Raw genomic sequence first — 16,731 nt, forward strand, 5'->3', positions numbered from 1 at the left:
GTCCACTCACCCTCCGGCGGCGAGCCCGGCCCGGGGTGCCGTCGCGAGGTGGGCGCCGACGCGCTTGACCATCAGCGTCATCTCGTAGGCGACCAGCCCGACGTCCGAGTCGGCGTCGGACAGCACGGCCAGGCAGCTGCCGTCGCCCGCGGCGGTGACGAAGAGGAAGGCGTCCTCGAGCTCGACGACGGTCTGGCGTACCCGGCCCGCGTCGAAGTGGCGGCCCACGCCCTTGGCGAGGCTGTGGAACCCGGACGCCACGGCGGCGAGGTGTTCCCCGTCCTCACGGGTGAGGTCCTTGGAAGCGCCGGTGGCCAGGCCGTCGCCGGAGAGGACGAGGGCCTTGCGGATGGAACCGACGCGCTCGACCAGTTCGTCGAGGAGCCAGTTGAGCTCTCCGTCCTTGGCCCTGTCGGTTGCTGCGGCGTTCGGTGCGGTCATCGACCGTCCCCCTCCGGTGTCGTTCCTGGTGCTGTCTCGCCTGCGTCGCCTGCGTCGGCTGCGTTCTGGCGGCGCCCGCGCTGCCAGCCACGCTGCAGCGAGGCCATGCGGTCGCGGACCTGTTCCGCGTCACGTTCGAAGTCCGCGGCGTCCTCCGCCGCGGTGCCCCGGCCGGCGGCCCGGGCGTCGGCGGCCTCGCGCAACTGCGGTGCGAGGCTGGCCTGGCGGACCCGCCGGGGCAGTCCGCCGACCGTCGGTCCCGAGGGGCCGCGGGCCGGTCGCGCGGTGCTCGCCACGCCGCCGTCCCCCGCGTCGTCCGCCTGCCGGGTCGTGCCGCCGCTCCGCCCGGGACCGCCGGTCCGGCGGGCGGGTTTGCCCCGCAGCGGGAGCCGCACCGGACCGGAGGACGGGCCCGCCGCGGGGGCCGCGTCGGTGCAGTCCGGGCTCGTGCCGGGAGGATCCGGCTCGTCACCGGGAGGTCCGGGCAGGGGGTGCGCGCGGCCCCGTCCGTCGACCCGGCGGCCGTTGTCCGCGACCAGCGTCGGCGGCTTGCGGCGCGGCAGGGGAACCGGACGCCCGGACGAGGGCCGCCCGTTCTTCCCGGAACGTTCCGGCGCCAGGTCGGAGGCCTGCTGGTGCTGCACGTCCGGGGTGCGCAGGAAGTCCCGGGCCCGGAACGGCCCGCCGCGCCCGCCCTCGGTGTCCTCGATGCCCGCCGCAGCGTCGCCGATCGGTTCGGCCGTGTCGATACGGTCGTTCCGGCCGCCCAGCGCCGGCCGGTCCTCGAACCCCAGACTGCCGACGGGCGCCTCGAGTTCGACGGGGCCGTCGAGCACCGCCGGACCCGTGTAGGCCGCGGGGATCTGCGAGAGGGCCTCCAGCCGGCCTCCCTCGGAGTGGCGGCGGGAGCCGTCGCGGGCGCCCGGGGAGCGCTTGCGGTCAAGCCGGAAACCGGTGCCCTCGGAGTCGGGGGCGTCGGTGAGCAGCGCCGCCGGGACGAAGACCACCGCGGTGGTCCCCCCGTACGGCGACTGCTGCAGGGAGACCCGCACGTTCTGCCGTTGTGCGAGGCGGCTGACGACGAAGAGACCGAGCCTGTCGGTGTCGGAGAGCTCGAACTCGGGTGTCTCCGCCAGCCGGAGGTTGGCGTCGAGCAGTGCCTCGGGGGCCATCCCGAGGCCCCGGTCGTGGATCTCCAGGGTGAAGCCGTTGGCGACCCGCTCGCCGTGCACCTGCACACCGGTGTGCGGGGGCGAGAACACCGTGGCGTTCTCCAGCAGTTCGGCGATGAGATGGGTGAGGTCGGAGACCGCGGGACCGGCCACGCCCACCCGCGCCAGCCGCCGGACCTCGATCCGCTCGTAGTCCTCGACCTCGGCGACGGCGGCCCGTACGACGTCCATGAGCTGGATCGGCTTGCGCCACTGCCGGGAGGGGGCGGAGCCGGAGAGGATCACCAGGCCCTCCGCGTGCCGGCGCATCCGGGTGGTGAGGTGGTCCAGCCGGAACAGGTCCGCCAGTTCCTCCGCGTCCTCGGTGCGGCGCTCCATCGTGTCGAGGAGGGTGAGCTGGCGGTGGAGCAGGACCTGGTTGCGGCGGGCGAGGTTCACGAAGACCTCGGAGACCCCACGGCGCATGTCGGCCTGCTTGACGGCGGCCTCGACGGCTGCCCGCTGGAGGGTGTTGAGCGCCTGGCCGACCTGGCCGATCTCGTCCTTGTCGTACTCCAGGTGCGGCGCCTCGGTCTCCACGTCGACGTTCTCGCCCGCGGCGAGCCGGCGCATCACGCTGGGGAGGCGGACACCGGAGACCTCGTGGGCCTCCTTGCGCAGCCGGGACAGCGCCCGCGCGAGGTCGCGGCCGATGCGCACGGAGACGACGACGGAGACGAGAAGGGCCAGGAAGCCGAGGACTCCGGCGATGCCCGCCTTGACGAGAACGGCGTACGCGGCGGGCTTCACCCGGTCCTGGTAGCGGTCGCCGGCCTCGCTGGACTGGCGGGCCAGATCCTCCAGGACCGGCCCGGCCAGCTGCTGCCACCGGTCGGCGCCCACGACACGCGGCTCGTCCGTGGCGCCCTGGACGAGCAGCCGCTCCTCGGCCTCGCGGAGGGGCTGGGTGTCGTGACTGCCCCAGTACCGCTCGACGATCTCGCGCTCGGACGCGGGCAGCACCTCGAGGTTGACCTCGTACAGGAGCTTGCGGTTGGCGACGAGGTCGGTCACGGCGCGGATCTCCTGCGCGGTGACCTTGCCCGCGACCAGCGCCGAGGTCACGAGGGCGTCCTCGCGGGACAGCAGTTCGCGGGCGCGCACCACACCCACCAGGGCCCGCCCCTGCCTCTCGAGTTCGACGCTCTCCAAACCGTTCAGAGAGGCGAGGAAGCCGTAGCAGGGGTCGACGAGACGGTTGTAGAACTCCAGTGCCTGGGCACGGGTGATGGCGCTCTGCTCGACGTTGCGGCGCAGGGAGCCCAGCCCGTCGAGCGCGTCGAGGAGCCGGTCGAGGCGCCGCGACGCGTCCGGGCTGAGGGAGCTCCTGACCTCGGAGTCCTGTGCGCTGGACCGGATTTCGGCCACTGCCCGGTCGGTCTGGGAGCGCTGGCCTTGCAGGGCGACCAGGGAGTCGGCGGCGCGGGGGTCGGCCAGGTACACCAGGGTCTGGCGGCGTTCCTTCTGGATCACCCGGACGGTGTCCTCGAGAGGGAGGCCGACCTTCTCGAAGATGTAGCCGGCGTCCAGCAGTTGCTTCGCCTCACGGCCGGTCAGTGCGGTCGCGAACCCCCACAGCGCGGTCAGGGAGACGAGCGGCACGAGCAGCAACGCCACGATCTTCCGGCGGATGGACTTCCCGCGAAAGCGCATGGCCTCCCCCAGCTCGACCCGCGCGGACGGCGCGGGTGGTGATGTCCGCTTGGTGCGTGGTGCCGCTGTCTGGCGTGAGAGGTGCCGAGTTGCCCCAGGTCTTGTCTCCCTGCGTCAGCAAACGGCGCGAGCCTACTACTGACGGAGTGACAACTCGAAGACTCGTCCGGACGTTTTTCGGCCGCGCGTCGAGCCGTTGATCAGGAGTTGTCCCGGTATTCGCGGACTTGGCACTCGGGACTGTGGCCGACGACACCGGCGGGACGCCGCAAACCCTTCCCGGACGTATGACCGGAAATCCCTGCTCCAGGGGGAATCTTCCGCGACGTCCGTTCGTCCCTGTGTACGGGGAACAGGAGTTGCGGGGGAATCGGCCTACGGGCGCGCCGGCGTGCGCGTACCGGAAGCGGGTAGCCAACCCTGCAGGCGGACATTCGCGGGGACGGAGCACAGACCATGGAGACGGCGGACCGGACGGAAGTGCCACGGGGACTCTGGGTCGAGGAGCCGGTGGGGCGACGGCGGCTGCCCGACCCGGTGCGCACGGCGGCCGTGCGTGCCGTGATCGTGACGGCGGTGACGATGACCCAGGCGTTGATGGCCTTCTTCTTCACCGTGACGGGATCGTGGCTGGCGTTCCCCATGGTGCTGAGCAGCGTGGCGAGCACGGTCGGCGCGACCTGGGCCGTGCTGGACGTGTGGGTGACGCGCCAGGTGTGGAACCAGCGGAACGGTGTGGTGTCGGTGCCGAGCAGCACGGCGCGCCGGCTGCGGCGTGAGCGGCGGCAGGCCCGGCGGACCGCCCGCGCCGAGGCGCGCGAGTCCGCGCGGATAGGGCGAAGGGGTTCGGGGAGGCTGTCCCAGGCCTGAGGTTGTCTCAGTCCTGAGGCCGTCTCGGTGAGCGGGTCCCCGCCGCCCTCCCTGTCCCGGTGTGAGTGTGGGTGTCGGTGTCCGTCTCGGTATCCGACTAGGTGTCCGTCTCGGCGTCCGTCTCGACCTCCTGCTCCGTCCCCTGCCCGGGCCCCGTCCGGGTGGACCCGTTCCCGGGCTCGGTGGATGTGGCCCGGTTCCGGAGGGGCGTGGCCCCGGTCCCGACGGGTGCCGGAGCCGGTGCCGGCTCGTCGGTGGCCCGCCGGAACATCCGCGTCGCGCTGATCTCCCCGTGCACGGTCTCGCCGTCGGTGCGCTGCTGGGGCAGACCCGGGCGCAGATGCTCCTCGACGCTGATGTACTTCAGGCCCGCCCTCAGGTCCGCGTCGTTGCGGAGCCTGATGACCAGCGGGAACTCCGCGAGGGCGGTGGTGTCGAACAGGCCCGTGGTGTAGAGCAGCTGCACTCCCAGGGCGTCCGACACGGCGCGCTGCAGCTCCAGCAGGTAGGTGGCGTTGGCCCGGCCGATGGGGTTGTCCAGGAACAGCGTCCCGGCATGCCGGTGCTTGTCCCGGCCCCGGTCGTTGCTGCGGAGCGCGGCCATGGTGCAGTAGAGCGCGATCGCCGCGGTGAGCAGCTGGCCGCCGGAGAAGACGTCGCCCATCTGACCGACCGGTACCCGCTCGGCGCGCAGCACCGCGTCCGGCTTGAGGATCTCGACGGCCACGCCCTTCGGTTCGAGGGCCGCCCGGACGGCGCGCAGCAGCAGCGACATGCCGTCCCGGCTCAGGTCCGAGTTCTTCCGCACCGCGGCGCGGGTGGCCTCGTCGACGACCTCGCCGAGCCGCTCGACCAGCGTCGCCTGGTCGGGCTCCTCGAAGCGGATCCGCAGGAACTCCTGCCCCGACCACTCCCCCAGGCCCTCGGGCAGCCGGGAGAGCCGCTGCGCGGAGCGGAGCGTGGTGAGGGCGGACTCCACCAGTCCGCGCAGGCGGTCCACGATGGAGTCGCGGTTGCGCTCCAGTTGGGCCAGTTCGTCGGTGAGGACGCGCAGCCGGGGCGCGAACGCCTCGGCCCAGCGCGCCGCGTGCTCCGGCAGGGCGGACGCCGGCAGTTCGCGGATCTGCAGGCGGGCCGGCGTGCGCACCGCCTCGTAGCGGGTGGAGTTGGCGTGCCGCACGAGCACGTCGCTCGCCTCGCGCACGGCCGCCTCGGCGGCGGACAGATCGGCCGCGCAGCCGCGCAGGGAGCGACGGGCCTCGGCCGCGGAGTGCCTGGCCTCCTCGAGGTCCCCCGGGTACGGCTCGGGCTCCTCCTGGTCCTCTTCGGCGTGGTCCCTGAGCAGGTCGCGCAGGAGGGCCGCCGTCTCGCCGAAGCCGCTCACCGCGTCCTCGGCGGCGCGGTGCGCGCGCAGCAGTTCGGCGTGTCTCGCCCGGGCGGCGTCCAGCTCCTCGGTAAGGGCCGCCAGTTCGCCGGTGGCGGTTCGCAGCAGCGCCTGGGCGTGCTGGGCGTCCGAGGGCTCCAGCTCCCCGGGAAGTCCGGTGTGCGCGTCGCCGTCGACGGGTGCGAGGCGCTCGGCCTCGCCGCGCAGCCGGCCGAGCTTCTCGCTGGCCTCGGAGGCGCGGGTCTCCAGCATCTGCACCTGTGCCTCGGCGCGGGCCGCGGCGGCCTGACGGGAGGGGCCGTCCGCGCCGTCGGTGCCCTCCAGCAACTGGGCGGCGCGGGTGCGGACCTTGTTGGTGAGCCGGTCGAGCTCGGCGAGTGCGGCGCTCTCGTCGCTCTCGGCGCGGGCCTGTTCGGCGCGGAGGTCGGCGCCGACGCCGACCTTCTCGTACAGCTGGGACGCGGCGCGGTACGCCTCCCGCAGGGCCGGCAGCGAGGGTCGCGGGGTGCCGGGGGTCTCGTCGGGTTCGGGCAGCCGCTCGGGGGCGCCCGCGATCTCGGCACGCTCCGCTCGGAGGGCGCGTGCGGTGCGCCGGGCGTCGTCCGCGGCGCGCTGGGCGGCCCGGCGGTCCTGGTCCGCGGCTCTCGCGCGTTCCAGACACGAGGCGGCGCGGGCGTCGGACTCGGCGGCCTCGTCGGCGAGTTCACGCAGTTTCGCCTGCCAGCCGGCGCGCTCGCGGAGCCGGAAGGCCAGCCCGGCGAGCGCGTCGGCGGCGCGGCGGGCCCGCTGGGCCGCGTCCTGCCGCTCGTCGCGCACCCGGGCGCTGTCGGCGGCGGCCTCCTCGGCCTCGGCCCGGGCGGTGCGGGCCTCGGCGAGGACCGCCTCGGCCGCCTCGGCCGCCTCCCGGGCGGTGTGCGCGGCCCGGGCGAGCTCGGCGAGCATGCCGGGTGGGCAGTCGGCGCGCCAGGATCCGATACGGGCGGCGAGGGCGCGGTCACCCGCCAGCCGGGCCGCGAGGGTCCTGATGTCCTCGTCCCGCGCCGCGGCCCGGGTCCGCAGCTCCTGGCGCTCCGCGTCCGCGGCGTGCTCGTCGTGCATGGCCGGGTTCGGCGGCACGAGGAACACGCCGGTGTCCGTGCCGCCTGCCGGGTCCGGTACGGGGGCGAGCAGGGCGGCCGCGGTGCCGACGGCGACGGCGGAACGCGGCAGCAGGGCCGCCCCGGTCAGCACCTCGCGGGCGCGGGCGTAGGACACGGGGTCGGTGATGACGACACCGTCGACGAGCTCCGGCCGTGCGGCGAGCACGGCGGCGTGGTCGGCCGGGGCGACGGCCTGGGCGAGGTAGCGCCAGCCGGGGAGCGCGGGGATGCCGTGCTCGCCGAGGAACTCGACGGTCGCGAGGACGTCGGGGCCGGGGGGCAGCAGACCGCCGTCGCCGAGAGCTCCGAGGATGCGGGAGTCGTCCGCGGCCGCGGTCCTCAGGTCGAACAGCTGGCGTTCGGCGGCCGTGACGCCCTGGTCGAGCAGCTCGCGCAGTTCGTCGGCGCAGCGGTCGAACTCCTCCGCGGTGAGGGGGTCTTCGGCGTCGTGCTCGGGCCGCACGCCGCCCTGGCGCTCGGCCCCCGCTGTCCGCGCGGATGCGGTGTCCGCCGGGCCGCCGCCCCCGGTCTCGGCCGGGCCGCCGCTCCCGGTCCCCGCCGGGCCGCCGCCGGAGCCGGCCGCCTGGGCCGGGATTGCCGTCCGGGTGCCCGCCGGGCCGGGTGCGGCTGCTTCGGCGGACGGCTCGCGCCGGGGTACCGGGACTCCCGGCCGGCCGGCGGGCGCCGGCAGGCTGAGCAGTGCGGCGAGGCGGTCGGACTCGGCGATGGAGGCCGCGGCGAGCCGCTCGGCCTCGTGGGCGCGGGCTGCCGCCTGGGCGGCGTCCGCGGCACGGGCCGCGGCCAGTTCGGCCCGGGTCTCGGCGGCCCCGGTCTCCCGGGCGCGCTCCGCGGCCGAGCGGGCCGTCTCGCGTGCCGCGTCCCAGGCGGCGACGGCGGCCTTCTCGGCGTCGCTGGCGGCGAGGGCGGCCCGCGCGGGATCGGCGTCGGGCGCGGTGTCGTCGAGCCAGCCGGCGCGGACGGCCTCCGCGGTCTCCTCTTCGACCTCGGCGAGGCGCTGGCGCAGATGGTCCGCCTCGCTGCGCGCCCGCTGTGCGTCGGTGGCGGCGGCGGTGGCGTCGCGGTGGGCGGCCTCGCCGGCCTCCTGGAGAGCGGCGGAACGCTCCTCCTCCTGGTTGGCCAGGCGCTCGCCGTCGTCGGCGGCGGAGTGGAGGGCGCGCACGAGGTCGGCGGCGGCCCTCGCGCGGGCCGCGAGCGCCGGCGCGGCGTCCCGCTCGGCGTCGCGGATGGCGGCGGCCACACGCGCGGAGCGGTCCGCCGCGGCGCGGTGGCGGAGCACCGCCTCGGCGGCCTGCCAGGCCGAGTAGAGGGTGCGTGCGTCGGTCAGTTCGCGCCGCTGGGCGGCGGCGGCCCGCTCAGCGGCGGTGAGGGCCAGGGAGGCGTGCCGGTAGGCCAGTTCGGCAGCCACGAGGGAGCTGTGGCCGCGGGACCGCTCCGCCTCGGTGACGGTGTGCGCGGCGGCGGTGACCTGCTGGGCGAGTTCGGCGGCCCGGGCGCGCTCCTCGGCCGCCCTGGCGGAGAGCCGGCGCGCGAGCGTACGGGTGCGGCGCTCGGCTCCGAGATGGATGTCGCGCGCCCTGGTCCGGGCGTCCGCGGCCGCCACGATGCGGCCGAGGAGGTCGGCCGAGCCGGCGGTGAAGTCCCGTTCGGCGATGAGTTCGGCGCGGCGGCCCAGCTTGTTGCCGAAGCCGCTGACGAGGTCGGCGAGCCCGTCGGTGTCGCGGGTGTCGGTGACGGCGCGCAGCAGCAGGTCCGTGAAGTCGGAGTCCTTCTTGACCGCGAACAGGCCGGCGGCTTCTCCCTCGTCCGCGTTCATCTCCCGCTGGTACCGGAAGAGTTCGGGATCGAGGCCCAGGTCGCCGAGGTGCTCGTTCCAGCGGTCGTGGATCTCCTCCCAGTACACCTCGAGATGCGGGTACGCCTTGCCCGCCTCGGTGATGGCGTCGCGGAACCCCTTCATGGTGCGACGGCGGCCCCGGGCGCCGGAGGCGCCCTCGGCGGGCGGCCGGACGGGGGTGGACTCGGCCACCGGCAGCGAGTCCAGGCTGAGGCCGGGCCCGGGCCGGAAGGAGTACCAGGCCTCGGCGAACTTCCGGGGGTCGCTGGAGACCTGGCGGCCGCGCCACTCGCTGGCCTTGCCGACCACCACCAGCTCACCGGTGAGGGTGTGCTGCCACTCCAGGGCGACATGGCCGCAGTCGTCGGCGAGGAGGAACTTGCGCAGTACGCCGGAGCTGGCGCCGCCGAGGGTGTTCCGGTGGCCGGGCAGCATCACCGAGAAGATCAGTTTGAGGAGGACGGACTTGCCGCCGCCGTTCTCCAGGAAGAGCACGCCCGCGGGGGCCGGCCGGCGGGGCGGACCGGCCGGCTCCTCCTCGAAGAACTCGGCCTGCTTCGGGGCCGGGTCGGGCACGGGCGCGCCGACTCCGCGCAGGTCCAGCACGGTGTCGGCGTAGCGCGCACCGGCGGGCCCGATGGAGTAGAGGCGTACCCGGGACAGCTCGTACATGGCGGCGGACTCTCGTCGTTCTCGGCGTAGGTGAGGCGGGGTGGACGGTGGGGGCGGGGTGGACGCTGGGGGCGGGGGCGGGGGACGGGGGAGACAGGGGACGGGGGGACGGGTGGGACGGGGGGAGAGGGCCCGCGGGCGGGGGTCGCTGCCCGCGGGGTCAGGAGTGCAAGGAGTGGAAGGGAAGTCCGGCGCCGGCCGGCGGCTCCAGGGCGTCGGCGTCGGGCGCGGGCACCAGCGTGGCGGATCCGTCGGTGACCGGGACGACGCCGAGTTCCAGCAGCTCCGCCAGGGCGGCGCTGCCCGCCATGTCGCGGACCTGCAGCTGGTAGCGGGCGGTCGTCCGGTACGCGCCGCCGGAGTCGTCGCCGGTGCGCTGCAGGAATCCGGAGTCGGTGAGGAAGGCGACCGCCTTGGCGATGATCCCGGTGGTGGAGCCGGCGAGACGGCGGGCGTCCTTGGTGGCTCCGGTGGCACTGCGCCGCGCGTAGACGCGCCATGCGGCTTCGAGGCCGGGCGACTCGGAGGCCGGGTCGGTGTTCTCCCCCTGCTCCTCGGCGCGCTCCTCCAGGCGGCGGCAGGCCTGCCGCACGAAGGCGTCGACGCCGTTGACGGTGATCCGGCCGATGTAGCCGTCGTCGGCGAGGTCCTCGGGCCGGGGGAACGCCAGCGCCGCGACGGCGAGATGGGCGAGGCCGTGGAGGAACCGGTCGGCCGAGTCGGCGGAGGCCCGCCGGGCGTAGTCGCCCATGCGGACGGCGAAGACCGAGTCCTCGGCGGCGGCCACGGCCATGCCGGCACGGGGCGACACCTCGAGGACGATCAGGCCGAGCCCGGTGGCGACGGCGTCGGCGAGGCGGGCGAAGGCGGGCTCCTCGCGGTAGCGGCGCAGCAGCTCGGCGTACTCGGTGTCGCGCGAGGGCGGCAGTTTGGGCTGCAGCCCGAAGGAGACGAGTCGCGCGGCGTCGGCAGCGTCGGCGGGGGTGGGGCCGGTGGACGCGGACACCGGCCCTGGGAACGGCCCTGAGACCGGCCCGGGCGGCGGCCCGAGCGGCACGTCCGCCTCACGCCGGGGCCCGGCGTGCTCTGCGTGCTGGTCGCTCACGGGTGGTGCTCCTCTGTGCGGGGGTGCGGCGGTTCCGTGCGGCAGGGCACTTCCCTGCGGGGGTACGGCACTTCCGTCCGGGCGTACGGCACTTCCGTGCGGGGGCGGGCGCTCTCGTGCGCTGCGGGGCACGCCGTGCGGGCGGTCCGGGCGGCTGCCGGCCGTGACCGCCGTGGCCGCCGAACGTGCGGGCAAGGCACCGCCGGCGCACCGGGGGCGGGCCCCGGCCGCGGCGTCACGCCGCCTCCGTGCGGTCGGCGGCCATGCCCGCCGCGTCCAGCAGGGCGGTGCCCACGATCAGGTCGGCGCCGCCGAACTCGGGATCGTCCAGCTCGGTGCCGTCGTCGACGGCGAAGAGCAGCCGCTCCTCGCCCTGGCGGTAGGCCGTGCCGACCGGGGGGCTGGCCGCGTGGACGGCGAGGAGGGCGACGAGGTACGGCAGGTCCGGATCGAGACGGCGGGCGTCGGCGAGAAGACCGGAGAGCCGGCGCGGTGCGTCGTGCTCCAGGTCCAGCAGCTCCATGGCGTGCGCCAGTTGCTCCTCGCTGAAGCGGCTGTCGTCGGGGGTCGCGATCAGATCGGGCTCGGGCAGCTCGGCGCCCAGGTGCTCGCGCTCCACGGGCGGGCTGAGCAGCATGTCGACGAGGTCCGCGACGCGGACCGACGCGGGGGTGCGCAGTCCCGTGCCGCGTGAGAAGTACGCGTCGGTGACGTGGATGGCCTGTTCGACGGGCAGGGGCAGCAGCGGTGCGACGAGCTGGCCGTACAGATCGACGCCGGAGCGGGCGGCGGGCGCCGCGAACGCCTGACGGTCCTGCTCGGCGCGGAAGAGCGGGCCGGCCTCCAGCAGCCTGGACTGCAGCTGGGTGTGGCGGCGGATGCAGTCCTTGACGATGTCGACGAGCTCGGCCGCGCGGCGCTTGTGCTCCGGGTCCTCGGCCTCGTCCCGCGCCTTGCGGATGTTGGTGAGGATCGCGTTCTCGTGGCGGTAGCGGTCGGCGACGTGGTCGAGCGCCTCGGTGATCATGTCGGGCACGGAGTTGAGCCAGTCGACGGCGCGCACATCGCGCCGGGTGGCCTCGAGCGTTCTGCGCAGCGTCTCCGCGTACTGCACGGTCCGGTAGCGGGCCTGCTCGGCCGCGAGCTGGGCGTCGGCGAGCCGGCCGCGGCTGATCAGCACCTCCAGCTTCACCTCCGCGGCGATCTGCGCGCTGGTGACGTCCGTGTCGAGGGCGCCGACGAGGACGTTCACCGCCTCGTCCGTGGTGCGCAGATAGACGCTCCCGCCGTAGCCGGGGACCTCTTCGATGAGTTTGAAGTCGTAGTCCCGCCGGACATATGCGCCGTCCGGGCCGAAAGTGCCGTACACCGCGCGGAAGCCGCGGTCGACGCTGCCGACGTTGATCAGGTTCTCCAGCACCCAGCGCGCCACTCGCTCGTGCTCGGCGGCGGGGCGCCGCGGTGCCTGGGCCGCGATGCGCGGCAGCAGCCTGGCCACTATCTGCTCGTGGTCGGCGCCGGTGTCGAAGTCCATGTTGAGCGTGACGAGGTCGATGGCGGCGAGGGCGACCTCGGCCATCGCGTAGACCGAGTACTCGCCCGCGAGGTTGGCCTTGCGGGCGTCCAGGTCGTGCAGCGGCGCGGTGCACGCGAGCGCGCGGAGCCGCCGCGCGAGCCCTTCGTCGGCGGCCGGGCCCTGTGCGGGGCGCGGCCCCGCGCTGAGCTGGGGCGGAACGGTGTCCGTCGAGGCGGGCGAAGTCACGGTGCACAGACTAGGTCCTCGCACCGACACCGGTCGAAACGGCGCAGAAACCCCGCGCTCGGCGCGGGCGCACCGGTCCTCGACGCGGACACACCGGCGCTTGACGCGGCCCCCGGTACGCGGCGCTCGCGGCCCAGCGCTCCACGCGGACACACCGGCGCTCAGCGCCCGGCCGCTCCCCGGTCCGGCACCAGCCCTCCGTACACCTCGACGAGCCGGGCGCGGGAGTCGTCGAGGTAGTCGGCGAGGAGCCGCTCCGCCGTGCCGCACCTGCCCGCCTCGAGCGCCTCCAGAATCTCCCGGTTTCGTATGAGGTACGGCTCATGGAGGCCGCGGGGGTCGTCCACCACGTGGAACACCAGGCGGAGCTCGGCGAGGACGCCGCGCATCAGCTCGTCGGTGCGGGCACTGCGGGCGAGCGCGACCAGTTCGCGGTGGAAGTGGATGTTGGCGGTGGCCACGCCCGGCCAGTGCCGGTCCCGGGCCGACCGCTCACCGCCGAGCACCGCGGTGAGCAGCCCGTCGAGCGCGAACGGCGGTGCGCCGAGCCCGCGGACGACGGCGCACTCGACCAGCCGGCGGGTGCGGTAGATGTCCTCCACGTCGTCCACCGTGAGGAACCGGACGAACACCCCGCGGTTGAGCTCGTGCACCAGCAGCCGCTCGTGCGTCAGCAGCCGGAAGGCCTCGCGCAGCGTGTTGCGGGAGACGCCGAGCGCCCCGCCGATGCCGTCCTCCGAGAGCCGTGCCCCCGGCCGGAAGAAGCCGTCCGCGATCCGGGTACGCAGGATGTCCGCGACCCGCTCCGCCGTGCTCGTACGCCCCAGCAGCCCCCGGTCACCGGCCAGTTCACCGAGCCCGGACCCCGTCGCACCCACCGCACCCGCCCCCTGTCCGCTCCGCGCTGTCCCCGGCCGCCCCGTCGGCGTCCGGCGCCCATCGTAGAAGCACAGTCCACTCCGGCCGGGACGACAAGACTCTTGTCGGATCGTTGAACAATCCCCTACGGTGTGCCGGGCGTCACGCCGCAGGATCAGCACGTCACCCGGCATCACCACCCGGCCGCGTCCCCTCCCCCCTCTGCGAGGTGCCGATGAGTACCACCGAAACCCAGCCCGAGAAGGGCGAACTGCCGCAGGAAGGAGGAGCGTTCGGCTGGCTGCGCGCCCTGGGGCCACGGGGCCGCCGGGCCTTCGGCGGCGCGTTCGGCGGCTATGCGCTGGACTCCTACGACTTCTTCACGCTGCCGCTCGGCATGGTGGCCATCGCCGCCTACTTCGGCCTGGACAGCGGCCGGACCGGCCTGCTCACCACCGTCACGCTGGTCGTCTCCGCGGTGGGCGGAGCGCTCGCCGGGATCCTCGCCGACCGCATAGGCCGGGTCCGGGCCCTGATGATCACCGTGGTCACCTACGCCCTGTTCACCGTGCTGTGCGGCTTCGCGCCCAACTACGAGACGCTGCTGGTGTTCCGGGCACTCCAGGGCCTCGGTTTCGGCGGCGAGTGGGCCGTCGGCGCGATCCTCGTCGCCGAGTACGCCACGGCCGCGAACCGGGGCCGCACGCTGGGCGCGATCCAGAGCGCATGGGCCGTCGGCTGGGCCCTGGCCGTGATCGTCTACACGCTGGTCTTCCAGTTCCTCGACCCCGACACGGCGTGGCGTGTCATGTTCTGGACGGGCGCGCTGCCGGCCCTGCTCGTCGTGTACGTCCGCCGGAACGTGACGGACGCCCCCGAGGCCGCGGAGCAGCGCAGGGCGAGCCGCGACCGGGGATCGTTCACCGCGATATTCCGCAAGGGCCTGTGCCGTACGACGGTCTTCGCGGTACTGCTGTCCACGGGCGTCCAGGGCGGCTACTACACGCTGGCGACCTGGGTGCCGACGTACCTCAAGTCGGAGCGGGGCCTCACGGTCGTCGGCACCGGCGGCTATCTCGCGCTCCTCATATCCGGCGCCTTCATCGGCTATCTGACCGGCGGGTACCTCACGGACGTACTCGGCCGGAAGAGGAACATCGCCCTGTTCGCCGCGCTCTCCGCGGGCTGCATCCTGGCGTACACGAACATCCCCCCGGGGGCCGACGGGATGCTGCTCGTGCTGGGGTTCCCGCTCGGGTTCTGCATGTCGGCCATCTTCAGCGGCTTCGGCTCGTTCCTGGCCGAGCTGTACCCGACGGCGGTGCGCGGCACCGGCCAGGGCTTCACGTACAACACCGGCCGTGCGGTGGGGGCGTTCTTCCCCACCCTGGTCGGGTTCCTGGCCGGGAGCTGGGGCGTCGGCGGCGCCCTGGTCTTCGGCGCGCTGGGCTACGGACTGGCCGTCGTGGCGCTGCTGGGACTGCCGGAGACCCGCGGCCGGGAGCTCGTATGAGAGGAGCCGCCCGATGACCCGGGCCTCGATCGACCTCAACGCCGACCTCGGCGAGGGCTTCGGCCGGTGGCGCCTGACCGACGACGAGGAGCTGCTCTCCGTGGTCACCAGCGCCAATGTGGCCTGCGGGTTCCACGCCGGCGACGCGGTGACCATGCGCCGGGTGTGCGCCCTGGCGGCCGAGCGGGGGGTGCGGATCGGCGCCCAGGTGTCCTACCGCGACCTGGCCGGCTTCGGCCGGCGCTCCATGGACGTCCCCGCCGACGAGCTGGCCGCCGAAGTGGCCTACCAGATCGGCGCACTGGAGGTCTTCGCACGTGCCGCCGGTACCCGGGTGTCGTACGTCAAACCGCACGGGGCGCTCTACAACCGCGTCGTCCACGACGAGCGGCAGGCCGAGGCCGTGGTCGAGGGGGTGCTGCTGACCGGCGAGCGGCTGCCGCTGCTGGGACTTCCCGGCTCGGCGCTCCACGCGGCGGCCGGGCAGGCCGGACTGCCGGTCGTCGCCGAGGCGTTCGCGGACCGGGCGTACGAGCAGGACGGCACCCTGGTGCCACGGGGACGGGAGGGCTCCGTGCTCACCGACCCGGACGCGGTGGTCGAACGCTCGGTGGCCATGGCCCGGTTCGGGGTCGTCACCTCGCACTGCGGCCGGCCGGTCGGGGTCCGGGCGCGCTCGCTCTGCCTGCACGGCGACACCGCGGGAGCGGTCGAGCTCGCCCGGCGGGTGCGAGGACGGCTGGAGGAGTCGGGGATCCGGGTGGAGGCCTTCGTATGAGGCTGCTGCCCGTCGGCGAGCGGGCGCTGCTGGTGGAACTCGCCGGCGCCGAGGAGGCCGGGGCGCTCCACGCCGAGCTGCTGCGCCGCCGCGCCGCGGGCACGCTGCCCCCGGTGCGGGAGATCGTCCCGGCGGCGTGCACCGTCCTCCTCGACGGCGTCGAGGAACCGGATCGGCTGGCCGTCGAGCTCCCCCGGTGGGCCGTCCCGCCGCTCACCGCGGGCAGCGCTACGGTGACCGAGATACCCGTGCGCTACGACGGCCCGGACCTCGCCGAGGTCGCCGACCGGTGGGGCGTCCCGCCCGCCGAGGTCGCGGCCGTGCACTCCGCCACCGAGTTCCGCGTCGCCTTCTGCGGCTTCGCCCCGGGCTTCGCCTATCTCACCGGGCTCGGCGCGGAGTTCGCGGTGCCGCGGCGGGCCACACCGCGGACGGCGGTGCCCGCCGGGGCCGTCGCCCTGGCGGGGACGTACACGGGCGTCTATCCGCGTACCTCGCCCGGCGGCTGGCAGCTGATCGGAACCACCGACGCGGTCCTGTGGAACGCCGCGAGGGAGCCGGCGGCGCTCCTCGCCCCCGGGGCCCGGGTCCGGTTCGTGCCCCGAGCGGAGGCCGGACGGTGACCGATCCGGCCCTGCTCGTGGTGCGGGCCGGGGCGCTGACGACCGTTCAGGACCTCGGCCGCCCCGGGTACGCGCACCTCGGCGTGCCGCGCTCCGGCGCGCTGGACCCGTCCGCGCTGCGGCTGGTCAACCGGCTCGTCGGCAACGACGAGGACGCGGCGGCGCTGGAGACCACGCTCACCGGCTGCGCGGTACGGCCGAGCCGTGACGTCACCGTGGCGGTGGGTGGCGCACCCTGCCCGCTGCGGGCCGGAGGACGGCCCGTGGCCTGGGGTGCGCCGGTACGGGTCGGGGCCGGGGAGCTGCTTGAGGTGGGCGCGGCGGTCCGCGGTGTGCGGAGCTATCTGGGATTCGCCGGGGGCCTCGTGCCCGAGCCGGTACTGGGCAGCCGCTCGACGGATCTGCTCTCCGGTCTGGGGCCCGCACCGCTCTCCGGCGGCGACGTCCTCCCGCTGGGCCGGCCCGCCGGTGAGGCCGCCCGGGTGGACGGGGCACCCTGGCCCGCTCCGCCGTCCGAGCTGGTGCTGCGGGTGCGGTTCGGCCCGCGTCACGACTGGTTCACCGAGGCCGCCCGCCGGACCCTGGCCACCGGCGGCTACCGGGTGTCGGCGGCCGGCAACCGCATCGGACTGCGGACGGAGGGGCCGGAGCTGGAGCGGGCCGTGCACGGCGAACTGCCCAGCGAGGGCATGGTGCTGGGCGCCGTGCAGGTCCCCCCGGACGGCAGGCCCGTGGTGTTCCTCGCCGACCACCCCACCACCGGCGGCTATCCGGTGGTGGCCGTCGTCCGCGAGAGCGACCTCGCCGCGGCGGCCCAGGCGGTCCCGGGCACACCGGTGCGGTTCGTTCCCATCCGGTGAGCGCCGG

The 16,731-nt window shown here is 75.0% G+C and carries 11 protein-coding genes; 5 read left to right on the plus strand and 6 right to left on the minus strand.

Translation table 11 applies throughout. The features are described from left to right. Positions 1-6 precede the first annotated feature (6 nt). Entirely contained in the window at positions 7-441 is a 435-nt protein-coding gene (locus tag DDW44_RS11025) for a roadblock/LC7 domain-containing protein (RefSeq protein ID WP_017949582.1), read from the minus strand. Further along, complete coding sequence (locus DDW44_RS11030; RefSeq protein WP_108906312.1) at positions 438-3,305, minus strand: nitrate- and nitrite sensing domain-containing protein; 2,868 nt, start codon at positions 3,303-3,305, stop codon at positions 438-440. The genes DDW44_RS11025 and DDW44_RS11030 overlap by 4 nt, the downstream gene beginning before the upstream one ends. Positions 3,306-3,761: 456 nt before the next feature. Between DDW44_RS11030 and DDW44_RS11035 the strand changes: the two genes are divergently transcribed. Continuing rightward, on the plus strand, positions 3,762-4,175 hold the full coding sequence (locus tag DDW44_RS11035) for a hypothetical protein (protein WP_108906313.1): 414 nt from the start codon (positions 3,762-3,764) through the stop codon (positions 4,173-4,175). Between the two features lie 97 nt (positions 4,176-4,272). Here DDW44_RS11035 and DDW44_RS11040 read toward each other — a convergent pair whose 3' ends face one another. The 4 genes from DDW44_RS11040 to DDW44_RS11055 form a co-directional block, all read right to left on the minus strand. Continuing rightward, positions 4,273-9,225: a hypothetical protein gene (locus DDW44_RS11040; protein ID WP_108906314.1), complete on the minus strand. Its 4,953-nt coding sequence runs from the start codon at positions 9,223-9,225 to the stop codon at positions 4,273-4,275. 160 nt (positions 9,226-9,385) lie between these two features. Beyond that, positions 9,386-10,330 carry a hypothetical protein gene (locus tag DDW44_RS11045; RefSeq protein ID WP_017949578.1) on the minus strand — a complete coding sequence of 315 codons (945 nt, stop codon included), beginning with the start codon at positions 10,328-10,330 and terminating at the stop codon, positions 9,386-9,388. Between the two features lie 235 nt (positions 10,331-10,565). Continuing rightward, entirely contained in the window at positions 10,566-12,092 is a 1,527-nt protein-coding gene (locus tag DDW44_RS11050) for a hypothetical protein (RefSeq protein ID WP_017949577.1), read from the minus strand. Positions 12,093-12,253: 161 nt separating this feature from the next. Next, on the minus strand, positions 12,254-12,970 hold the full coding sequence (locus DDW44_RS11055) for a GntR family transcriptional regulator (protein WP_108906315.1): 717 nt from the start codon (positions 12,968-12,970) through the stop codon (positions 12,254-12,256). A gap of 215 nt (positions 12,971-13,185) precedes the next feature. Here DDW44_RS11055 and DDW44_RS11060 point away from each other — a divergent pair, with 215 nt between their 5' ends. Genes DDW44_RS11060 through DDW44_RS11075 form a run of 4 tightly spaced genes read left to right on the plus strand, consistent with a single transcriptional unit; the run spans position 13,186 to position 16,724 of the window. Then, positions 13,186-14,463, plus strand: a complete 1,278-nt coding sequence (locus DDW44_RS11060; protein ID WP_017949575.1) for an MFS transporter — start codon at positions 13,186-13,188, stop codon at positions 14,461-14,463. Between the two features lie 13 nt (positions 14,464-14,476). After that, entirely contained in the window at positions 14,477-15,241 is a 765-nt protein-coding gene (locus DDW44_RS11065) for a LamB/YcsF family protein (protein ID WP_018892419.1), read from the plus strand. After that, positions 15,238-15,864, plus strand: coding sequence for a 5-oxoprolinase subunit B family protein (locus DDW44_RS11070; RefSeq protein WP_108906316.1), 627 nt, complete (start codon positions 15,238-15,240; stop codon positions 15,862-15,864). The genes DDW44_RS11065 and DDW44_RS11070 overlap by 4 nt, the downstream gene beginning before the upstream one ends. Then, entirely contained in the window at positions 15,861-16,724 is an 864-nt protein-coding gene (locus DDW44_RS11075) for a 5-oxoprolinase subunit C family protein (RefSeq protein ID WP_108906317.1), read from the plus strand. The genes DDW44_RS11070 and DDW44_RS11075 overlap by 4 nt, the downstream gene beginning before the upstream one ends. Positions 16,725-16,731: the final 7 nt, after the last annotated feature.

Origin of the sequence: Streptomyces tirandamycinicus (assembly GCF_003097515.1) — a bacterium.
In the GTDB taxonomy this organism is placed as follows: domain Bacteria; phylum Actinomycetota; class Actinomycetes; order Streptomycetales; family Streptomycetaceae; genus Streptomyces; species Streptomyces tirandamycinicus.